General features: G+C 70.3%; 12 protein-coding genes. 4 read left to right on the top strand and 8 right to left on the bottom strand.

Translation table 11 applies throughout. The features are described from left to right. Position 1: 1 nt before the first annotated feature. The 5 genes from sufU to NCCP_RS05805 form a co-directional block, all read right to left on the bottom strand. Entirely contained in the window at positions 2 to 463 is a 462-nt protein-coding gene (gene sufU, locus NCCP_RS05785; protein WP_149956287.1) for a Fe-S cluster assembly sulfur transfer protein SufU, read from the bottom strand. Further along, positions 460 to 1,782 (bottom strand): aminotransferase class V-fold PLP-dependent enzyme, encoded by a 1,323-nt coding sequence (locus NCCP_RS05790; protein ID WP_149956288.1) that lies wholly within the window; start codon positions 1,780 to 1,782, stop codon positions 460 to 462. The genes sufU and NCCP_RS05790 overlap by 4 nt, the downstream gene beginning before the upstream one ends. Positions 1,783 to 1,951: 169 nt before the next feature. Then, complete coding sequence (locus NCCP_RS05795) at positions 1,952 to 3,466, bottom strand: glycerophosphodiester phosphodiesterase (RefSeq protein WP_149956289.1); 1,515 nt, start codon at positions 3,464 to 3,466, stop codon at positions 1,952 to 1,954. Positions 3,467 to 3,471: 5 nt separating this feature from the next. Continuing rightward, entirely contained in the window at positions 3,472 to 4,821 is a 1,350-nt protein-coding gene (locus NCCP_RS05800; protein ID WP_149956290.1) for a hypothetical protein, read from the bottom strand. Continuing rightward, positions 4,822 to 6,255 (bottom strand): tyrosine-protein kinase domain-containing protein, encoded by a 1,434-nt coding sequence (locus NCCP_RS05805; protein WP_172627311.1) that lies wholly within the window; start codon positions 6,253 to 6,255, stop codon positions 4,822 to 4,824. Positions 6,256 to 6,456: 201 nt separating this feature from the next. On the opposite strand from NCCP_RS05805, the gene NCCP_RS05810 reads away from it, so the two are divergent. From NCCP_RS05810 to NCCP_RS05825, 4 genes are all read left to right on the top strand, one after another. Then, complete coding sequence (locus NCCP_RS05810) at positions 6,457 to 7,692, top strand: glycosyltransferase (protein WP_149956292.1); 1,236 nt, start codon at positions 6,457 to 6,459, stop codon at positions 7,690 to 7,692. After that, on the top strand, positions 7,689 to 9,290 hold the full coding sequence (locus NCCP_RS05815; protein WP_172627312.1) for a lipopolysaccharide biosynthesis protein: 1,602 nt from the start codon (positions 7,689 to 7,691) through the stop codon (positions 9,288 to 9,290). Before NCCP_RS05810 ends, NCCP_RS05815 begins: the two co-directional genes overlap by 4 nt. Beyond that, positions 9,287 to 10,231 (top strand): glycosyltransferase family 2 protein, encoded by a 945-nt coding sequence (locus NCCP_RS05820; protein ID WP_149956294.1) that lies wholly within the window; start codon positions 9,287 to 9,289, stop codon positions 10,229 to 10,231. The genes NCCP_RS05815 and NCCP_RS05820 overlap by 4 nt, the downstream gene beginning before the upstream one ends. A gap of 216 nt (positions 10,232 to 10,447) precedes the next feature. Further along, positions 10,448 to 12,157 carry a right-handed parallel beta-helix repeat-containing protein gene (locus tag NCCP_RS05825; RefSeq protein WP_149956295.1) on the top strand — a complete coding sequence of 570 codons (1,710 nt, stop codon included), beginning with the start codon at positions 10,448 to 10,450 and terminating at the stop codon, positions 12,155 to 12,157. Positions 12,158 to 12,319: 162 nt separating this feature from the next. Here the strand turns inward: NCCP_RS05825 and NCCP_RS05830 are convergent, their stop codons facing one another. The 3 genes from NCCP_RS05830 to NCCP_RS05840 are packed head-to-tail and all read right to left on the bottom strand — an operon-like array spanning position 12,320 to position 20,087. Then, complete coding sequence (locus NCCP_RS05830; RefSeq protein WP_149956296.1) at positions 12,320 to 14,896, bottom strand: PKD domain-containing protein; 2,577 nt, start codon at positions 14,894 to 14,896, stop codon at positions 12,320 to 12,322. A gap of 11 nt (positions 14,897 to 14,907) precedes the next feature. Then, entirely contained in the window at positions 14,908 to 15,831 is a 924-nt protein-coding gene (locus tag NCCP_RS05835; protein WP_149956297.1) for a hypothetical protein, read from the bottom strand. After that, positions 15,828 to 20,087: a PKD domain-containing protein gene (locus NCCP_RS05840; RefSeq protein WP_149956298.1), complete on the bottom strand. Its 4,260-nt coding sequence runs from the start codon at positions 20,085 to 20,087 to the stop codon at positions 15,828 to 15,830. The genes NCCP_RS05835 and NCCP_RS05840 overlap by 4 nt, the downstream gene beginning before the upstream one ends. Between the last annotated feature and the right edge of the window lie 2 nt (positions 20,088 to 20,089).

A 20,089-nucleotide genomic window follows, 5' to 3' on the forward strand; every position in this document is an offset into this window, starting at 1 on the left:
GCTAAGCGGCATCCCCCGGGGCCGCGGCGAGCAACGCGCCCTCGGCGGCCACCCAGGCGAGCATGGCGCATTTGACCCTGGCCGGGAAGCGGGAGACTCCAGAAAAGGCCGCCGCATCTCCGAGCAGCTCCTCGTCGCCTTCGCGGGTTCCCCGCGACCGCATGGTTTCGCGGAACTCCTCAAGCATGTCCGTGAACGTGCCGCGGTCCTCCCCCTGGGCCAGCTCCACCAGCGCGGAGGCCGAGGCCATCGAAATCGAGCAGCCGTTGCCTTCCCAACTGATGCGCGCGATGGTGTTGCCGTCGGTCTCCACGCGCAGCCGGATCTCGTCGCCGCAGATCGGGTTGTGCTGGTGCGACTCTCCCCAGGCGTGGCCCGCTTCGGCTTCCTTCAGCCCAGCGCCGACGCGCCGCCTGGCGTGGTCGAGAATGATTTGCTGGTACAGCTGTTCAAGGCCGCTCATGCTTGTGCTCCAAAGAAGCCGCGGACGCCGGAGACGGCGTCGAGGAACGCGTCCACGTCCGCGGTGGTGTTGTAGAGGTAGGTGCTGGCGCGGGTGCTGGCCGAAACGCCCAGGGCGCGGTGCAGCGGCTGCGCGCAGTGGTGGCCCACGCGCACGGCAACGCCGCGGCTGTCCAGGAACTGGCCGACGTCGTGCGGGTGCACGCCCTCGACCTCGATCGTGGCGGTACCGATGCGCCCGGTGCCGGCCGGCGGGCCGAGCAGCCGGATGCCCGGGAGCTGCGCCAGCCCGGCGGCCATGCGCTGCCCCAGGTGCTCCTCCCAGGCCGCGATCCGGTCCATGCCAATCTCCGACAGGTAGGAGGCCGCTGCCGCCAGCGCCACCGCCTGCGAGATGCGCTGGGTGCCGGCCTCGAAGCGGGTCGGAGCCGGCAGGAACTCCGCCCGCTCCATGGTGACGGTGGTGATCATGGAGCCGCCGGTAAGGAACGGGGGCATCGCATTGAGCAGTTCGCGGCGCCCGTAGAGGGCTCCGATGCCGGTGGGACCAAGCATCTTGTGCCCGGAAAAAGCCAGGAAATCGACGTCCAGGGCCTTGACGTCCACCGGCAGGTGCGGGACCGACTGGCAGGCGTCGAGCACGGTCAGCGCCCCGACGGAGCGGGCGAGCGCGACCAGCGCGCCGACGTCGTTCAGCGTGCCCAGGACGTTGGAAACGTGGGCGAAGGCGAGCACCCGGGTCCGGGGGCCGACGATGTCCGCGGCCAGGTCCATGCGCAGGGCGCCGTCCGCGGACACGGGGATGTAGCGCAGCGTGGCGCCGGTGCGGAAGGCCAGCTCCTGCCACGGGATCAGGTTGGCGTGGTGCTCCAGTTCGGTGACCACGATTTCGTCGCCCGGGCCCAGCCGGAAGCGCTCGGCGGCGGCGCCCCCACGCCCGGCGCTGGCGTTGGAGAAGGAGTAGGCGACAAGGTTCAGCGCCTCGGTGGCGTTGGAGGTCCAGACCAGTTCGTCGGCGCCGGCGTTGACGAACCGCGCCACGGTTTCGCGGGCGTCCTCGAAGACATCCGTGGCCTCGACGGCCAGGCTGTGGGCGCCACGGTGCACGGCCGCGTTGTAGCGCTCGTAGAAGTGCTGCTCGGCCTCCAGGACGCACTGGGGCTTCTGGGACGTCGCGCCCGAGTCGAGGTAGACCAGCGGGGCACCGTTGATGTCCCGGGACAGGATGGGGAAGTCATTGCGGATGCGCAGGACCTCGGCGTCGTCCAACGCCGGGACGGCGTTCCTGGTCGTGGTGGGGGCGGGAAGCACAGGCACCATGGGTCCTCCTTTGGGCCGGTCGCGTTTGCTGCCTGCGATTACGCAAGACAAGTCTGCTCTAATCATCCCACGCCGGGCGGTTGCGGTCATGTGAGCGGTACCTAAGTTGGTCCCGGCGTCCGCGGCACCGCACGGCGGGAAGCCCCGACGCCGCACGGGCCCTGGCGGGTCAGGCCCGCACGTGGATGGAGCGGAACTCCACCGGCGGGCCCCCGTCGTAGTTGCGGCACAGCGAAAAATAGCCACCCCGGTAGGTGGAGTCCCGAACCGAGACGCTCGCCCCCGCAGCGGCCCCTGCCGGATCCGATCCGGCCGCCTCGGAGCCGGGGAGCCGGGAGACGGTAATCTGCTCCGGAGTGACATCAATGGACAGCCGCAGCCAGGTCCCCGGCACCGGCGGGGGCGTGGGCACGCTGGCCAGCGAATAGGCGGAAACAGTGTTCGCCACCCGGCCCAGGAGTTCCAGAAGTCCGTCCTCCCGGACCACCACATGGTAGCCGGACCCGGCGCCCGGCTCCCGCACCCGGTAGGGCAGGTCCGTTTCCTGGCCGAAGGCGATCCCGGCGTGCTGGCCCGCGCCCGGTCCACCCTCCGGCCAGCGCAGCTCAAAGCCCAGGGTGTAGCTGCCAGCCGTGACCGGGCACAGCGAGCCCATGCAGTAGCTGGCCTTCTCCCTGTGGTCCAGCCGGATCGAAGACGTTTCGGGACGGATCGGGGGCTGGTGGCTCCACGCCAGGGCCCAGGGCAGGTCGCCGGCTCCGCGCAGGCCGGTGACGAAGCGGTCCGCGGTGGCGCTGGGGGCATCGGTGCTGACATAGGGGTAGTTGGAAGTCATCATCCCCGCTACCCCCAGGCGCAGCAGCCGGTCGCGCAGCCAGCGGGTGTGGACCTCCCAGCAAATGACCGGCTTCCCGGTGGCCACGAACCGGGCCACCACCTCGTCCCCGGCGCTGTGGTGGAGCCCGAGCAGGTCGAACCGCTCCCCCAGCTCGTCCAGCCGGCCAAAGTCCTCCCCGGTGAAGTACCCCCAAGTCCGGTACCCGCGCTCGGCCGCCAGCCGGTAGCGGTTGGAGCCCGCCGGCTGCTTCCAGACGAAGTGCTGCCGGGCGTCCGGGTAGCTGTCCATCAGGTCCAGCAGGGCCTGCGTATTGGTGCCCTGCTTGTCTTCGATGAAGACCACCCGGTTCCCGGCATGCGCGTCCAGCACGCTCTTCAGGTCCGGGATGGGCAACTGGGCGCTGCCGGGGCCCAGCCACGGCCGGGCGTTGTTCAGGACTCCCTCCAGCTGGCGGTGCCCGAGGTGGGCAATCTGCCGCGCCACCCCGGTCATCCGCAGCAGATCCGGGTCATGGTGGCACACCAGCACCCCGTCCGCCGTCGCCTGCACGGAGACCTCAATGGCGGCGGCACCGTGTGCGGCCGACTGCCGGTAGGCCTCCGCGGTGTGCTCCGGCCAGTTGTCGTGGGATCCGCGGTGGGCAATGTGGAACGGCCGGGTGGCCAGGAGCCGGTCCAGGGTGTGGACCGGCTCCGGGCCCTCCGCCGGACCTCCGCTGCCGCCCGCGCCGCCACCGCAGCCGGACAGGACCAGGCCGGAGGCGGCCACGGCCAGCAGTTGCCGGCGGCTGGGCCGGTCCGTCAGCAGGCGGGCCGGGGGCCCGCCTGCTGACTGGCCCGGCGTCAAGGGCTTCACCGGGCTGCGGCGGCCCGCATCGCGGCCGCCAGTTGCGCCTCAATCGGCCGCAGCCGCGGTCCGTCCGCGCCGCTGGACGTCCCGGCCGCACCCTCTTCCGGGGTGCGGGGCTCCTCCGGAGTGCGGGACTGCCGGCCCGCCAGCACCAGCAGGGCCAGCATGGTCCAGATCAGGATCCCGGCCACCGAACGGGTGGCCAACGCACTGTAGGTCTGCACGATCAGCAGCCCCAACACCGATCCCAAGGCGAGCCCCGGACAGGCCTGCTGACGCCAGTTGCGGGCAATCAGCCCGGCCATCACCCCGAAATACACCAGGGCGAACACCACGCCAATGTCCACGGCGTACATCAGGACGGAGCTTTCCAGGCTGGTGATCAGTCCGCCGGCCTCCGACACCCGGTAGCTGGCCGAAATCCCCTCCCCGGCCACCAGGTAGTCCTGCCAGCGGGTCAGGAAAAAGCCCCAGGCGTCCGCACGGGCGGCGGCGGAACCGGTGTCGTCGGCGAACCGTTGCGCCACCCCGGCTGACACGGTGCTGCCTGCCGCAAACCATGCCGCCGTGGCCAGCAGTCCGGCAAGCGACAGTTTCCCCTGCCAGGGGATGCGGCTGCGCAGGACCGCGAAGGCGGCAACCAGTGCGTAGGTGACGATCCCCAGGCGCGACTGGCTGACCAGCACGCCGGCGCCAAGCAGCACCAGCAGCACCAGTTGCAGGGCCGGGCGGCGCACCCCCGCCGCCAGCGGCGCAATCATGCACAGCGCCAGCGACAAAGCCAGCGGCTGGTCGAGGGTGCCCATCCAACGGTTGTCCTCCGGGTCGAACCAGTACTGGGTCAGGAAGCCAGATTCGTAGAAGATCACCTGACCCGTCAGCGTCTGGGCCAACGCGACGATCGAAACCGCCGCCGCGAGCGTCAGCAGCAGGTTTTTCAGCACCGTCAGCAGCCCGCGGTCGGCCAGACCCGCGGCCAGGATGAGCAGGAAGAACATCACTGGTGCCAGCAGTTGGTCGATCAGCGCCACGGAGCTGCCGCCGCCGGCCACGGTCGTGATGACCGCGGCTCCCGCCACCAGGGCCAGCCCCAGGAAGACATGCACCTGGCGGGCCAGGGCCGCCGCCAGGGCGCGGGGGGTGTGCAGCAGTTGCACCCCCGCGATGGCGGCGACCAGCCACGTCGCCGGGTGGAAAGACAGCGGCCCGTCGGCTTCCCCGGTGACCAGGCTGCTGCCGACCGCAGGGATAGCGAACCAGGCCACCACCACGGCGGACAGATAAAGTCTGGGGTGGTTGCGGGTGAGCACCGCAGCCACCGCGCAGAAGGCAATCCAGGCAGCCAGCTGCATCTAGGACCGCCGGCCGACCGGGTCCGCGTCCTCCTTCAGGACATGCTTGGCGGAGGCCTCCCCACCCTGCGGTCCCGCGCCCGGCGCGACCAGCTCCGACCGCTGCCCGGCGGCGTACGCCCGCAGTTCGACCCTGCTGAGCGGGACCGCGTTCAGGGTGGTTCCCACCACTGTGGCCTGCACTGCCTTCAGCGCATTCAGGCCGATCGCGATGTCCCCCAGTGGGGTGCGTCCGTAGCGGGTCACCATGATGGCGCGGTCGGAGAGGGCAGCCGCAACGGCCGCATCCGCGAACGGCAGCAGGGAGGTGGTGTCCAGCACCACCACGTCGTAGTCCGCGCGGGCCTGTTCCAGCAGGCGGGCCATGGCCGGGCTGCCCAGCAGCGGCGCAGAGTTCCCAATCTGGGTTCCGGCGGGCAGGACGTCCAGGCGCGGACGGAAGTTGCGGTGCACGGCGTCGACCGGCGCCGCCTGTGACAGCGTTTCCGCCAGGCCCGGCTCGGCCGGGATCCCCAGCCGGTGCGCCAGGGTGGGGTTGCGCAGGTCCGCCTCCACCAGCAGCACCCGCTCCCCCGCCTCGGCCAGCGCCAGCGCCAGGTACAGCGCCGTCGTCGTCTTGCCGTCGCCCCGCCGCGGCGACGTCACCGCCAGCACCGAATGGTTGCTGTAGCCGGGTCCGAAGTGCAGGCTGGTGCGCAGCCGTCGCGCGGATTCGGTCAGGACCAGGCTGGTTCCCGGGTCGGAGCCGGACTGGGGCCGGCGCACGGCCCCGTCCAGCGGGATGGTGGCCAGGAGCGGAAGGGCCGGCTCCAGCTCCAGCTGCTGTGCCGAGCGGACCGTTTCATCGGCCTGCCGCTTCAGGATGACGATCGCGGCACCGACCACCAGCCCGGCCAGGATGCCCAGCAACAGGTTCAGCAGGGGCCGCGGGGACACCGGGTCCTGGCCCAGCTGCGGCTCCGACACCACATTCAGGACCGTCTGCGGTTTGTCACTGTCCGCTTCCAGGTCATTGACCAGCTTGCCGAAACTGGTGGCCACCGACCGGGCGAGGGCCAGTGCCTGGTGCGGATCGGAGGCCCGCACGGTCACGGTCAGACTGTGCTGGTCCGCATTCCCGCTGGCCGAGATGGCCTGGACCAGCTGCTCCTCCTGCAACGGCTCGTCGCTGGCACTCACCAGCTGGGTCATGAACTGCCGGCTGGTCATGAGTGCGGTGTAAGCGTCGATCCGACCCCTGACCAGTGCGTCCGCCTCCAACGCCGACTGGTTCTGGCTGGACGGAGCCACCACGAAGAACCCGACCTTGCTCTCATACTGCGGCGTGGCGGCAGCGGTTGCCCCCATGGCCAGCGCAGCGCCCAGCACAGCGCAGATCAGTACCTTCCACCAGCCGTTCAGGACGGCCTTTAAATACCCCATTAATTCAGACATGCTTCCCCCCATTGAAGCTTCCCCCATGCCAGCACACGTCCTTGTATGTATGCTGTCTGCCACATCGTAGTTGCAAGGTCCGTGGCTTTGGCTAGACCTGGACAAGAAAAATCCGAACCCATTCGGCCTTGTCCCGTTCGATGCCCGGCGTCGCGGGTCATGTTCATCGGCTGTCTCGCGCCGCTTTCTTGGGGGAATGAAATGACTTCGATCGATGCTGGATCACGCGCGCTGCGCGTCTTGGTGGCGCATCCCGCCGCCGACCTTTATGGTTCCGACCGGGTTCTGCTGGAGAGCGTGCAGGGGTTGCTGGACCGCGGAAACCATGTTGCCGTCGCGCTGCCGGGACCGGGGCCGCTGGTGGACCAACTCCGTGCCCGGGGCGCGGTGGTGGAATTCTGCCCCACTCCCGTGCTGCGCAAGTCCCTGTTGAGCCCCCTGGGCCTGGTGCGCCTGGCGGGCGAGGGCATCCGCGGCCTCTACCGGGGGGCTGCCCTGGTGCGCCGCCACCGTCCCGACGCGCTGTACGTCAGCACGGTGACCATCCCGCTGTGGCCGCTGCTGGGCCGGCTGGCGGGCATTCGGACCGTCATCCATGTGCACGAGGCCGAACGCCATGCGGCCCGCCCGCTGCGGGTCGCCCTGGCGCTGCCGCTGCTCCTGGCACACCGGATCGTGGCCAACAGCCTTTACAGCGTGGCCACGTTGGAGGAATCGTTGCCCGCCCTGCGCGGGCGCGCCACGGTGGTCTACAACGGGGTGCCCGGCCCGGAGAAGCCGGTGCCGGCCCGTGCCGCCCTTAATGGCGCCCTGCGGGTGCTTTATGTGGGCCGGCTCTCCCACCGCAAGGGCGTGGATGTCGCCGTGGAGGCGGTGGCCGAACTGCGCCGGCGCGGCGTGGACGCCACTTTAGACGTGGTCGGCGCGGTCTTCCCGGGCTATGAGGACTTCGAGCGCGCATTGCGGGACCGCGTGGAGGAGCTGGGGCTCGGGGAAGCGGCCTCCTTCCACGGATTCCAGCCCGGGACATGGGACTTCCTGGCCTCCGCCGACGCCGTGGTGGTGCCTTCCCGCCTCGACGAGCCGTTCGGCAACACCGCGGTGGAGGCCGTGCTGGCGGCCCGGCCGGTGGTGGTCAGTGACACTTCCGGCTTGCGGGAGGCCGCCGCCGGGTATTCCAGCGCCCGATTCGCCGCACCCGGGAATGCCGAAGCTCTCGCGGACGCGCTGGCGGGGATCGCCGCGGAATGGGACGCTGTCCGCGCAGCGGCAGCGGCGGATGCCTCCGTGGCCGGCGAGCGCCATGCGCCGGAAAGGTACCGGTTGGCCATTGCGGGGCTCATCCTCGGTCCTGCCCGCGGAGGCTTCGGCGGCCAGGGCCCCGAGGGCGGCGCTCCGGGCAGGCAGGAAGCCGCCAGCCTGGGCACGCACGAGTGAGCGCGCCGACCTTCGCGGGCCGAACCGCGGCCCGTGGCATCCGCTGGAGCCTGGGCGCCGTGGTGGCCAAGCAGGGCTTCCAGGTGCTGTGCGCCGTGGTCCTGGCCCGGATTCTGGGCCCATCCAGCTACGGGGTGATCAGCGCCGCCACCGTCTACATCATGTTCATGTCCCTGCTGTTGGACCAGGGGTTATCCGCAGCGCTGATCCAAAGGGAGTCGGTGGCGCGGCGCACCGCCGGGGCCGCCGCGGGGCTGAACCTGCTGATGGCGGTGGCGCTGGCCGGATTGACCGTGGCGGCCGCACCGCACCTGGCGGCTTTTTTCCGGGCCGCCGCCCTCGAACCGGTGCTGCTGCTGCTGGCGGCGGCGCTGCCGCTGAAGGCACTGTCCATCGTTCCGCGTGCCATGCTCTCCCGGGAGTTGCACTTCCGGGGCATCGGGGCGGCGGACATCGCCGCCGCAGCAGCCGGCGCCGCGGCCGGAATCTCGGCGGCCCTCCTGGGAGCGGGATACTTCGCCATCGTTCCCCAAATCCTGGCGGCGGACCTGCTCACCGCTGCCATTCTGCTGGGCGCCGCACGCGGACCGGTCCCCAACCTGCGCCTGTCCGAGGTCCGTCCGCTGCTGGCTTTCAGCGCCAGCGTCTTTGCCACCAACTGGCTGGCCTACTTCTCCCGCAACATGGACAACATTCTGGTCGGCCGGGTGTTGGGCGTGGCGGCGCTGTCCTTCTACAGCATGGCCTACAGGATCATGGTGATCCCGGTGCAGCTGATCGGCCAGACAGTCAACCGCGTAATGTTTCCGGCCATTTCCCGCTCCGCCGGAGACCGGTCCGTGGTCGCGGGGCACCTGGCCACCACCACCCGGCTGCTGGCCATGGCGGTGATCCCGATGATGGCGCTGGTGGCCTGCACCGCCCACGACCTGGTGCTGCTGGTCCTGGGAGAGGCCTGGCTCCCGGCGGCACCCCTGATGGCGGTGCTGGCGATCGGCGGCGCCAGGGAAACCGTCTTCTACATCACCCCGCCGCTGATGAAGGGCCTGGGCCGGGCGGGGCTGAACCTGCGCTACGAACTGCTGGCCTTCGCGCTGCAGGTCGGCGGGATCGTGGCCGGACTGCAGTTCGGCCTCCTCGGGGTCGCGGTGGGGCTCGTGGCCGCGGGCTTCCTGCTCACCCCCGTCCTGCTGGGCATCCAAAAGCGGCTTTGCGGGATCAGTGTCCGTACCCAGCTGGGCAACATCTGGCCTCCGCTGCATGCCAGCCTGTGGGCCGGAGGGGCGTACCTGGGGCTGCTGGCCGTCCCCGCCGCGCCGCCGGCCGGTGCTGCGCGACTGGCCTTGGGAGGCGCGGTGTTCCTGCTGGTGCTGGCCGCCGTCCTGTTTTTGGCACACCGCCGCCGCCTGATTGAATTCCTGTCCCTGGCACAGCCCCTCGGCAGCCGCCGGGCCCAGGCCCGTAGCGGCCGGCATGTGCAGACAGGTGCCGACACCACCGCGACACCCTCACACGAACCATCCAATCCCGCTGGCGCACCCGCGCCGGCGAACTCGGACGCCCCGGAGTCGAACCGGGCAGCAAGGAGCCACTCATGAGCGAGACCACTCCGGCGGAGACCGTCGTCATTGCCGTGCTGACCTTCCGCCGGCCCGAGGACATCGCCCTGGCACTGCCGCGGCTGGCCGCCCAGGCCCTGGACGCGCAGGCCGCGGCCCGCGTGCTGGTGATCGACAACGATCCGGACGCCAGCGCCCGGGAGGCCGTCCAAGCGGCAGCGGCCGAATCCGCCGCGCGGGTCGACTACGTGCATGAGCCCCGCCCCGGCATCGCCGCGGCCCGCAACCGGGCCCTGCGCGAAGCCGCGGATGCCAGCCTGCTGGTGTTCATCGACGACGACGAGGTGCCGGCTGCCGGCTGGCTTAACCACCTGCTGCAGACCTACCGCGACACGGGCGCGGCAGCCGTGGTCGGCCCCGTCATTTCGGAGTTTGCCGCCGAACCGGGTCCCTGGATCCAGGCCGGCGACTTCTTCCGCCGGAGGCGGCTGCCCACCGGAACCGAAGTCGATGTCGCGGCCACCAACAACCTCCTGCTGGACATGGAAAGGATCCGCGCCCTGGACCTCGAATTCGATGAACGCTTCGGCCTCAGCGGAGGTTCCGACACGCTTTTCACCCGGTCGCTGGCAGCGCGGGGAGGGCGGATGGTCTGGTGCGACGAAGCCGTGGTGGTGGACAACGTGCCGCGGGGACGGCTGACCCGCGGCTGGGTGTTGCGCCGCGCCCTGCGCAGCGGAAACTCCGCCAGCCGGGTCACCCTGGAACTTTCCCGTGACGGAATTCACACTTTGGCCGCCCGGCTGCGCCTGCTGGGACCGGGAACGGTGCGGCTCGCGGGCGGGTCCCTGCGCTACGCGGTGGGTCTCCTGTCCCGCTCCCTTTCGCACGAGGCTAAGGGATTGAGGACCGCGGCGCGGGGCTTGGGAATGGTGTCGGGGGCCTTCGGGTACGTGTACGCCGAGTACCGGAGGAAGTAGCCGTTTCCCGGGGGCCTACCCTACGGCGGTCCCCCGGGAGGGAAGGGTGCGGTTGGACATCGGTAACGATTCGATTACGATCGAACACGTTGTCCGGCTTCCCCGACTCTTAGGTTCAGACAGATGCACACCGCGCACAAGACTCCTTCCTCCCGAGCAACCGCTTCCCCGGCGCACCGCGCCCCGGTTTCCCCTTTGCGGAAAGCAGCAGGACCGTTGGCCGTCCTGGCCGCCGCCGCCACACTGGCGGCCGGTTTCACGGCTACGGCGCCGGCGGACGCCGCCGGAACCACCCTCGCCCAGGATTCCTTCACCCGCACGGCGGCCGCCGGATGGGGTAAGGCCGCCCAGGGCGGCACCTGGTCCTCGGCCGCGGGCCTGAGCGTCAACAACGGCGCCGGAAAGATCTCCCTGGCAGCTGGCCAGGGGCGCACTTCCACGCTTTCCGGCCTCTCGCAGGCCAACTCCGACACCACCGTCACCGCCACGCTGGACAAGCTGCCCAGCGCCGGCGCCGGCTACCTCTACGTGACCGGCCGCCAGGTGGGCGCGGACCAGTACCGCGCCAAGGTACGCATCCAGGCCGACGGTTCGGTCCGGGTCGAAGCCGCCCGAGTGGTGGGCGGGGCCGAGAAAGCCATCGCCTCCCGCACCATCGACGGCCTGAAGTACTCGGCCGGACAGAAGCTCAACATTCGGGTGAAGGTCACCGGAAGCGCTCCGACCACCGTTTCCGCCAAGGCCTGGGCCGCTGGGGCCAGCGAGCCGGCAGCCTGGCAGGCCACGGGCACCGATACCGCGCCGTCGCTGCAGAAGTCCGGCAGCATCGCGCTGGGGGCTTACGTGTCCGGTTCAGCCAGGAATGCCCCGATCACCGCGACGTACGACAATCTGCAAAGCCTCCAGGCGGCTGCCGCCGGCAGCACCCCGGTGCAGGCCCCCAGCGTCCCACCGGTCGCCAAGCTCTCCACCGGCACGCCGTCGTCGTCCACCAACGCCAGCCGTACCTCCCTGGTGGCCGGGACCTACAAGCCCGCCGCCGGCACCACCGGCGTGCCGGACGGCCTCAAGCTCACCCCCTACAACACCGGCGGGGCCGACCTGGTCATCACCAAGGACGGCACGGTGCTCGATGGCCTGGAGATCTGGGGCGACATCAAGGTGCGTGCCAAGAACGTGACCATCAAGAACAGCCGGCTGCACGGCGGGAACAAGATCCCCTCGGGCAACACCGGGATCATCGACGCCACCAACGCCAATGTCTCCAACCTGGTCGTCCAGGACAGCACGCTGGATCCGCAGCGTCCCTCGTACTACCGCGACGGCATCGTGGGCCACGACTACACGGCGCTGCGCAACGAGATCGCGCACACCAACGACGGCTTGGGCATCTTCAACCGCCCGGGTGGACCCACTGCGGCCAACGTCACCGCCTCCGGCAATTACATCCACACACTGACGTTCTGGAGCAACGACCCGGCGCACTCGGACGGCACCCACAATGACGGCATCCAGGTCCAGGGCGGCACCAACATCAAGATCGTGGGCAACACCATCGATGCCTTCGTCCAGACCGGCAGCGGCAGCGCCCGCAGCCCGCGGCATCCGCATGCCGGTATCGGCATCCTGCTGCAGCAGAACGTCTCCAAGCTCGGGAACGTGGTGGTGGAGGACAACTACGTGGACGGCGGCCAGACCAGCATCAACATCGATCACACCGCCTCCAAGCAGAGCAACATCACGGTGACGGTCAGGGAGAACAACCTGGGCCGGAACCAGTTCGACTTTGGCGGCGGCTCCAAGTACCCGATCCGCATCATCAAGAAGTCCGCGTCCACCGTGACGGGACTGTTCACCAACCGCTGGGCGGACACCAAGGTGGCGCTCACCGAAAGCAAGACCGGAGGCATCCGCTTCAACTCCTGACCGGCGCATCCGGCGGGCCGTGCGCGGGAATCCCCGGCGGGCCCGGGTAAGGGGCGGGACTGTATAGTCCCGCCCCTTACCCTTCCCGGGCGCAGGTCAGCGGGTGCCACTGGCCCCCAATCCGCCCGCCCCGGTCATCCTGCCGTGGTCACCCTGCCCCGGTCATCCTGCCGCCGGGGCCCGGACCTCCAGGCCGTCGAACGTCGCCACCACAGGGGTGTTGGTGGTGGAACCGGAAATGTAGGCGCCCAGCCCCACCGCGCCCGGGGCCTGCAGCGCGGCGGTGTTGTCCGTAGCCTGGACGTGCCAGGCCGCCGGTTCGGCCGCCCCGGCATGCCAGGCCTTCGCCCGGATGGCCGTGGGGTTGGTCCCGGCCACCTGGACGCGGACATTGACCTGGTTTCCGGCAGCGAGGGCGCCGGCGACATTCGCCTGCGCCAAGGTGGTTTGGGTGCCCGCCTGCCGGGCCACCGCCAGGGTCAAGGCCCCGCTGGAGGCCGCCTTCAGCTGGGCCCAGTACCGGTTGGCGCTGTCGATGCGGCGTCCGACCACGGAGACGTAGGTCCCCGAGCCGTTGCCGACGGGGGCTGCGGAGACCCGAACCGTGGTGTCGGTGGAGGTCAGGGACACGCCGCCCAGAAATGCGCTGGGACCTTGGCCGCCGGATGCCATTCGGATCCGCCCCTGTCCTTCGGCCACCGAGAAGTACGCCGACGAGCCCTGCAGCGTCCACGCGCCACCGGTGTCCGCGCTCCCCCAGCCGGCGGCCAGGTTCCGCCCGAAGCCGTCCGCGGCAAGGACCCCGGCCGGCGGTGTTGCACCGCCCGCCGTGACCGTGCCGGTGGTGGAGCTGGTGGCCCCGCCGTTATCGGTCACGGTCAGGCGCACCGTGTAGGTGCCCGCCGCCGCATAGGTGTGCGAGGCCGTGGCCCCCGTGGCCGTGGCCCCGTCGCCAAACTCCCACGCATAGGAGGCAATCGTGCCATCCGCATCCGTGGAACCGGACCCGTCCACCGCAACCGCCAGCCCCTCCGCCGAGGAAGTGAAGCTGGCGCTTGGCGGGGTGTTGGCCGCGCCCCCGCCACCAACCGGGACGGTGACCGTCACCGTATCCCCGCGGGTCTCGTTGCCCAGCGGATCGACTGCGAAGATGCGGTATGAATGGGTGCCCGCAGCCAGCCCGGAATCGGTGAACTCCAGCGTGGGCCGTTGCCAGAAGGTCGACTCCCGGGTTACCTGACCCGCGGGGGAGGCAATGTTGCCGTTGCGGATGATCCGGTAGGTCAGGTTGGTGTTGTCGCGGTCCCAGTTCGCCTGCCACCGCACCCGCACCGTGCCCGGGGAGAGGTAGGCCAGCGTCGGCCTGAAGTTTGCCCCGCTTACCCGCGGCCCGTCCCTGTTCGGTGCCAGCGAGCGCACCGCAAAGCGCACCAGGCCCTGTTGCGGACGGCCGTTGACGTTGCGGAATTCTCCGGCCATCACCACGTACTGCTCATTGCCCGCCACGGCCCAGGGGCCCTGGTTCTGGCCCGAGGCCGTGCCGGTGTCCAGGTCGGGGAACCAGTTGAGCACGGAAGGCGCCGCCACCCCGGTGAAGCTCGGGTAGCCGTGGATGTCCCGTGTCATGACTCCCGTGGCTGCCCTGCTGAAAGCCACGGCACGGTGCCAGGTGCGGGGGGAGGTTTCGGGGAAGCCGCCCAGGTTCCCGCAGTAGTGGGCATGGCCGGCGGTGTAGACCGCGGTGGAGGATGCCCAGATCCCGTAGGTGTCCCCGTGGCAGTCCTCCACCCAGTGGATGTTGCCGTCCGACCATCTTGCGGCAAATCCGCCCTCCAGGTTGCCTCCGGTGCCAAAGATGTATCCGGTGCCGTAGACGTTGGTGCCGTCGGAGGACAGCGAAAGAATCGCCGAATCGCTGCCTCCGTTACGCACCGTGTTGTTGGCGTTGAACGGCAGGGACGCCCCCGTGGTGGCGTTGACCCGGCCCAGGCCGTAGCCGGGCCGGTTGGAACCGTTGAGCGTGGTGAAGGCGCCCCCCACCACTATTTGGGTCGAATCCGGGGAGGCGACCAGGGCGTTCACCCGCAGGTTGGCGGAGGGGTTCCAGCCCAGCAGCGCCCCATCGGCCGGGCGCATCGCAGCGAGCCGCGTGCGGGTGGCGGTTCCCACAGTGCCGAAGTTCCCGCCGACGTAGACCGCCGAGTTGGTGACGGTGATGGCACGCACCTGTCCGCCGACCCGGGGGCGGAAGCTGGCGATCAGCGCCCCGGTGGAGGGGTTCAGCGCCGCCACCCGCCAGACCTGCGTCCCGTTCACCGAGGTGAAGTCCCCGCCCACGTAGATCCGCGACCCGTCCGGGGCCGCCGCGATGGTCAGGGCCTGGGCGTTCAGGGACGGCGCGAAGGTCGTGATCAGCGCCCCGGTGGTCAGGTCGTAGGCCATGATGTTGTTGCGCACCACCGTTTGGGAGCCCGGCGCGGCGCCGGCGGGCCGCGCGCGGGTGAAGCGGCCCGCCACATAGACGGTGTTTCCCACCACCACCTGCTGCCACGCGACGCCGTCGTGCTGGGCCGTGGGCAGCGGATCCGAGGACACCGTGACCGGGGTCCGCGGATCGTTCGGGTTGACCGGAGCCGTGTCCGCCGCCGCCGGGATGCCCCCCGACATCCCCAGGGCAGCGACCAGCACAAAGCCGATCACCGCCGCGATCCACCTTCGGAACGTTGCTGTGGGTCTCATGGCAATCCTCCCTAGTTCAAGCTGGATACCTCCCGCGCACGGCTGAGAAGGGCAACGTCCTGCTCCGTGTAGAGCCTGGAGAAGACCGCGTCGTTGCCGTTGCCGATCACGTTGCCGGCCAGCAGGGTCTGTTCCTGCGTGCCCGGGAGGAGTGGGAAGTGCCTGGGCCGTGGGGCCACTTGGCGAACCTTGGTGCCGGTGCGAAGGGCCGCCCAGTGCAGCCAGATGTCGTCGGTGGACGGGCACACCGCGCGGAAGGCCCGGCCCCGCGCCGCCAGGTCCGCCAGCAGGGCCGGCGGGTAGAGCACCCCGGAGACGCCCGTGGCGAAGTGCGCCACCGACGCCGAGGTGTCCCGGCACCGTGCCCACCCGGCGTAGGGGGCAATCCCGCCCTCCTCGACGCCGACCACGCTGGCCCAATGGCAGTTCACCGCGTCCGGATGCTCCAGGTAGCCCCGGTAGAGATCAAACAGCCAGTTGCGCGGGTAAAGGATGTCGTCGTCCGCCGTCGCCAGCGGCAAGCGCCCGTCCTCACCCGTGGCCTCCAGGTACGGGTAGTACTTGGTGTGCGGACCCAGGTTGTCGCAAAGCCTGATGCTCAGCCCCCGCCGCTGCAGCCTCCGCAGGGAGGGCGGCAGCTGCGCGTAGGCGTCCGCGTCGTCGAGCCAGAGGATCAGTTCCCGCGGCCGCACCCGGCCCCGGGCGATGGATTCGATGGCCAGCGCCACCGTGCCGATCCTCTGGCCGTAGCTGGTCAGGGACACGGCCACCGGCGTCTCCCCCAGCACCGATGCGGTGGCGAAGCGGTTACGGAGCCGCAGCCCCGCCGCCAGCACGTGGGCATGGATCCGTTTGGCCTTTTTCTTCAGCCGCCGCAGGGCGGCCCGGGGAGCACCGGGCCGCGCGTGCGTCGCGCGCGTCTGGGTGATGGTCATGGCTTCTCCACGGGGATGGCGTTGAGGTCGTCGAAGCTGGCGACTACCGGTGCGTTGGTGGAGGAACCGGTCAGGTAGGTTGCCAGCAGGATCCCGCCGGCCTCCTGCAGCCCCGCCGTGGTGTCGGTGGCGCTTTCCTGCCAGGCCGACGGCTCGGCAGAGCCCTCCCGCCAGACCTTCGCGTTCACCGTCGTCGGGCTGGTCCCGTCGACCTGGACCCGCACCCGCAGCCGGTCCCCGGCCGCGTAGGTAAGCCCGGCCACGGTCCCGGAATCCAGGACCGTCTCCACGTTGCCCACGACCCGGACCGTGTACAGGGTCACCGCACCGTTGGCGGCCACCTTCACCTTCGCCCGGTACTGCCCCGCCGAAGTGGTGCGCCCGGCCACCGAGACAAACGTCCCGCCCCCGGTGGGCTGCTTGTCCAGGGACACCGTGACCGACACGTCGCTGCTGGTCGAGGAGACCCCGGCCAGGTAGGCCGAGGGGCCCGAGCCCGGAGCACCCATCCGGATCGTTCCGGCCCGGCCGTCCACCGCGAACAGGGACGCCGACCCGTTCCGGCCCCAGGCTCCACCGGTCTCGGCGCTGCCCCAGCCACCGGTCTCGGTCCGCCCGAACGCATCCACCGCCAACGGGACCACCGGCGGTTCAGCCGGCGGTTCGGCCGGCGGGTTCCCGGGGTCGGCCGGTTCCTCCGGGGCCACGAAGCCCACGGGGATGGCGTTGAGGTCGTCGAAGCTGGCGACTACCGGTGCGTTGGTGGAGGAACCGGTCAGGTAGGTTGCCAGCAGGATCCCGCCGGCCTCCTGCAGCCCCGCCGTGGTGTCGGTGGCGCTTTCCTGCCAGGCCGACGGCTCGGCAGAGCCCTCCCGCCAGACCTTCGCGTTCACCGTCGTCGGGCTGGTCCCGTCGACCTGGACCCGCACCCGCAGCCGGTCCCCGGCCGCGTAGGTAAGCCCGGCCACGGTCCCGGAATCCAGGACCGTCTCCACGTTGCCCACGACCCGGACCGTGTACAGGGTCACCGCACCGTTGGCGGCCACCTTCACCTTCGCCCGGTACTGCCCCGCCGAAGTGGTGCGCCCGGCCACCGAGACAAACGTCCCGCCCCCGGTGGGCTGCTTGTCCAGGGACACCGTGACCGACACGTCGCTGCTGGTCGAGGAGACCCCGGCCAGGTAGGCCGAGGGGCCCGAGCCCGGAGCACCCATCCGGATCGTTCCGGCCCGGCCGTCCACCGCGAACAGGGACGCCGACCCGTTCCGGCCCCAGGCTCCACCGGTCTCGGCGCTGCCCCAGCCACCGGTCTCGGTCCGCCCGAACGCATCCACCGCCAACGGGCCAGCCGGCTCCTTGGCCGGTGGCGCGGTCACCGTGACCTCGCGGGAGGTGCTGTGCGTGGCCCCGCCGTTATCGGTCACGGTCAGGCGCACCGTGTAGGTGCCCGCCGCCGCATAGGTGTGCGAGGCCGTGGCCCCCGTGGCCGTGGCCCCGTCGCCAAACTCCCACGCATAGGAGGCAATCGTGCCATCCGCATCCGTGGAACCGGACCCGTCCACCCCAACCGCCAGCCCCTCCGCTGAGGAAATGAAGCTGGCCGCCGGGACCTGGTTGGCCGGTGGCGCGGTCACCGTGACCTCGCGGGAGATGCTGTGCGTGGCCCCGCCGTTATCGGTCACGGTCAGGCGCACCGTGTAGGTGCCCGCCGCCGCATAGGTGTGCGAGGCCGTGGCCCCCGTAGCCGTAGCCCCGTCGCCAAACTCCCACGCATAGGAGGCAATCGTGCCATCCGCATCCGTGGAACCGGACCCGTCCACCCCAACCGCCAGCCCCTCCGCCGAGGAAGTGAAGCTGGCCGCCGGAGCCTGGTTGGCCGCAACGCCGGTGGTCCCGACAACGTAGTGGTTCTGAATCTGGGTGTCGCTGAGAACGCTCGGGTAGATGGCCACCTCATCGATGTCGCCGGCAAAGTAGGCGGTGCTTGGGGTCGCGGTGATCCATCCGGCCAGGCTGTCGCCCCCGATCTTCCAGTAGCCGGGCATCTCCAATCCCGCCTTCACGTCGGCCCGGCCGGCTACCCGCTTTCCATCGACGAACAGCTGCATGCCGTTGGGGCCGAGCGTGGTCACCGCGTGGTGCCACTGGCCATCGTTGTAGCGGGCCGTGGTATTGACGGTGGACCGGACACCGCGCTGCCGCACGCCGAAGTACAGCTGGCCGTTGTTGCTCATGTACAGGTGGCGGTCCATCAGGTCGGAGGTGTTGGCGGCCGCGCTGCCGTAACCGATGATCCTGCCGTCACGGTCCGTGGTGGTCCGGAACCAGACCTCGGCGCTGAAGGTGTCCGCCTGCCTGACCCGGGAAGTGGGGTGGGCGGTGCCGGTGGCCGTTCCCGAGAAGCTGGCCGCCGTGTCGCCATCCCCGGCCAGGGCACCGGCCCCGCCCAGGGCGACCCCGGCGTTCAGTGTCAGGTCGTCATTTCCCGCCCGGTCGATGCCGGCCGCCTGGCCATCGCCGCCGAAACGCCAGTAGTTGGAGGGCCGGTCTGCGGCGACCGTATCGGCATAGGCGCTGGCCGCCGGACCTTCGGCCGCGGCGATGATGGTGACCGTATCGCTGCGTACCTCGTTGCCCAGGGGATCCGTCGCGAAGATCCGGTAGCGGTATTCCTGCCCGGGGACCAGCCCGGTATCCGTGAAGCTCATGCCGGGACGCCACCAGAACGACGACGACGCCGTGGTGGTGTGCACCGGGTTGGCGGTGTTGCCGTTGCGGATCACCCGGTAGGTGAGGTGCTCGTTGTCCCGGTCCCAGTTGGCCTGCCAGCGCACCTTCACGGTGCCGGGCGCCGGAGAGGTGAGGGTGGGCTTGAAGTTGGCGCCGCTGATGCGGGGGGCCTCCGCGTTGGGGGCGTTCTGGCGCGTCGTGTAACGCACCAGGCCCTGCTGCGCCCGTCCGTTGACGATCGTGAACTCGCCGCCCATCACGACGTAGTCGCCGCTTCCGGTCACAGACCAGGGCCCCTGGTTCTGTCCGGTGAAGGTGCCCGTATTCATGTCCGGGTACCAGTGCTGCAGCGTCGGGTGGGGCTGGCCCTCGAAGTTCGGGTAGCCGTGCACATCCCGCGTGATGGTGCCGCCCGCCTTCTTGCTGAAGGCCAGGCCGCGGCGGAATTCCCACATCGTTCGCGGACTTTCCTGCGGGAAGCCGCCGATGTTGCCGCAGTAGTGCGGGTGGCCGGCGATGTAGACCGCGTCCGGGGCGCCGGCGTACACGGAATAGGTGTCGCCGTGGCAGTCCTCCAGCCATTCGGTGCTCAGGTCCGCCCACTTGATCGAGACAGCGCCCTCCAGCGTACTGGTCTGGCCGAAGGTGTAACCGGTGGCGTAGAAGTTGGTCCCGTCCGCGGCAAGCGCGGTGATCGCCCCGCCGGTTCCGCCGTTGCGCACAAAGTCGTTGGCGGGCAGCGGGAATTGGGTGCCCGTGACCGTGTCCAGCACCCCCAGGCCATAGCCCGGCCGACTGGAGCCGTTGAGCGTGGTGAAGGCACCGCCGACGGCGATCTTGCTCCCGTCCGGGGACAGCGCCAGCGCGTTCACCCGGCCCCCCTGGGCCCGGGGGGCCCAGTCCAGCAGCGCGCCGTCGGAAACGCGCGCGGCCGCCAGCCCCAGGCGTTCCACGGACCCCACAGCCCCGAACAGGCCGCCGTAGTAGACGGTGTCCTCGGTGGCGGCAATGGCGCGCACGGTGGTGGAGGGTTTGGGCAGGAAGTTCAAGTCCAGCGCCCCGGTGGCGGGATCCAGTGCCACCAGGCGCCAGACGGTGGCCCCGTTCAGTGCGGTGAACTGCCCGCCCACATACAGCTTGGACCCGTCCGGGGATGCTGCGAGGGCTGTGACCTGTGCGTTGAAGCTGGGGGCGAAGGAGTCGATCAGCTGGCCCGTGTGCAGGTTGTAGGCCAGGATGTTCCCGCGCGGCACCTCGTTGACCCCGGCAGGAGAGCCTGCCGGCCGGGCGCTGGTGAACTCGCCGCCGACGTACACGGTGTCGCCGATGATCAGTTGGGTCCACGCCACGCCATTGATCTGGACCGTGGGCAGCCCGTCGGCGGTCACGGTCGCCGGGGTCAGCGGGTTTGCCGGGTCGGCGGGGGCCGTGTCCGCGGCGGCCGGCGATCCGGCGGCAAACACCAGGGAACCGGAGACGATGGCGGTTACTGCTATGGCGGCGAAACGGTTGCGCAATGGAAGCATGT

Source organism: Zafaria cholistanensis, assembly GCF_008580665.1.
Classification (GTDB): Bacteria; Actinomycetota; Actinomycetes; order Actinomycetales; family Micrococcaceae; genus Zafaria; species Zafaria cholistanensis.

Bases quoted from the DNA above. Each gene is read 5' to 3' on its own strand.
- NCCP_RS05830 (WP_149956296.1), bottom strand. From the start codon at position 14,896: ATGAGACCCACAGCAACGTTCCGAAGGTGGATCGCGGCGGTGATCGGC.
- NCCP_RS05840 (WP_149956298.1), bottom strand. From the start codon at position 20,087: ATGCTTCCATTGCGCAACCGTTTCGCCGCCATAGCAGTAACCGCCATC.
- NCCP_RS05790 (WP_149956288.1), bottom strand. From the start codon at position 1,782: ATGGTGCCTGTGCTTCCCGCCCCCACCACGACCAGGAACGCCGTCCCG.
- NCCP_RS05835 (WP_149956297.1), bottom strand. From the start codon at position 15,831: ATGACCATCACCCAGACGCGCGCGACGCACGCGCGGCCCGGTGCTCCC.
- NCCP_RS05820 (WP_149956294.1), top strand. From the start codon at position 9,287: ATGAGCGAGACCACTCCGGCGGAGACCGTCGTCATTGCCGTGCTGACC.
- NCCP_RS05805 (WP_172627311.1), bottom strand. From the start codon at position 6,255: ATGTCTGAATTAATGGGGTATTTAAAGGCCGTCCTGAACGGCTGGTGG.
- NCCP_RS05800 (WP_149956290.1), bottom strand. From the start codon at position 4,821: ATGCAGCTGGCTGCCTGGATTGCCTTCTGCGCGGTGGCTGCGGTGCTC.
- sufU (WP_149956287.1), bottom strand. From the start codon at position 463: ATGAGCGGCCTTGAACAGCTGTACCAGCAAATCATTCTCGACCACGCC.
- NCCP_RS05810 (WP_149956292.1), top strand. From the start codon at position 6,457: ATGACTTCGATCGATGCTGGATCACGCGCGCTGCGCGTCTTGGTGGCG.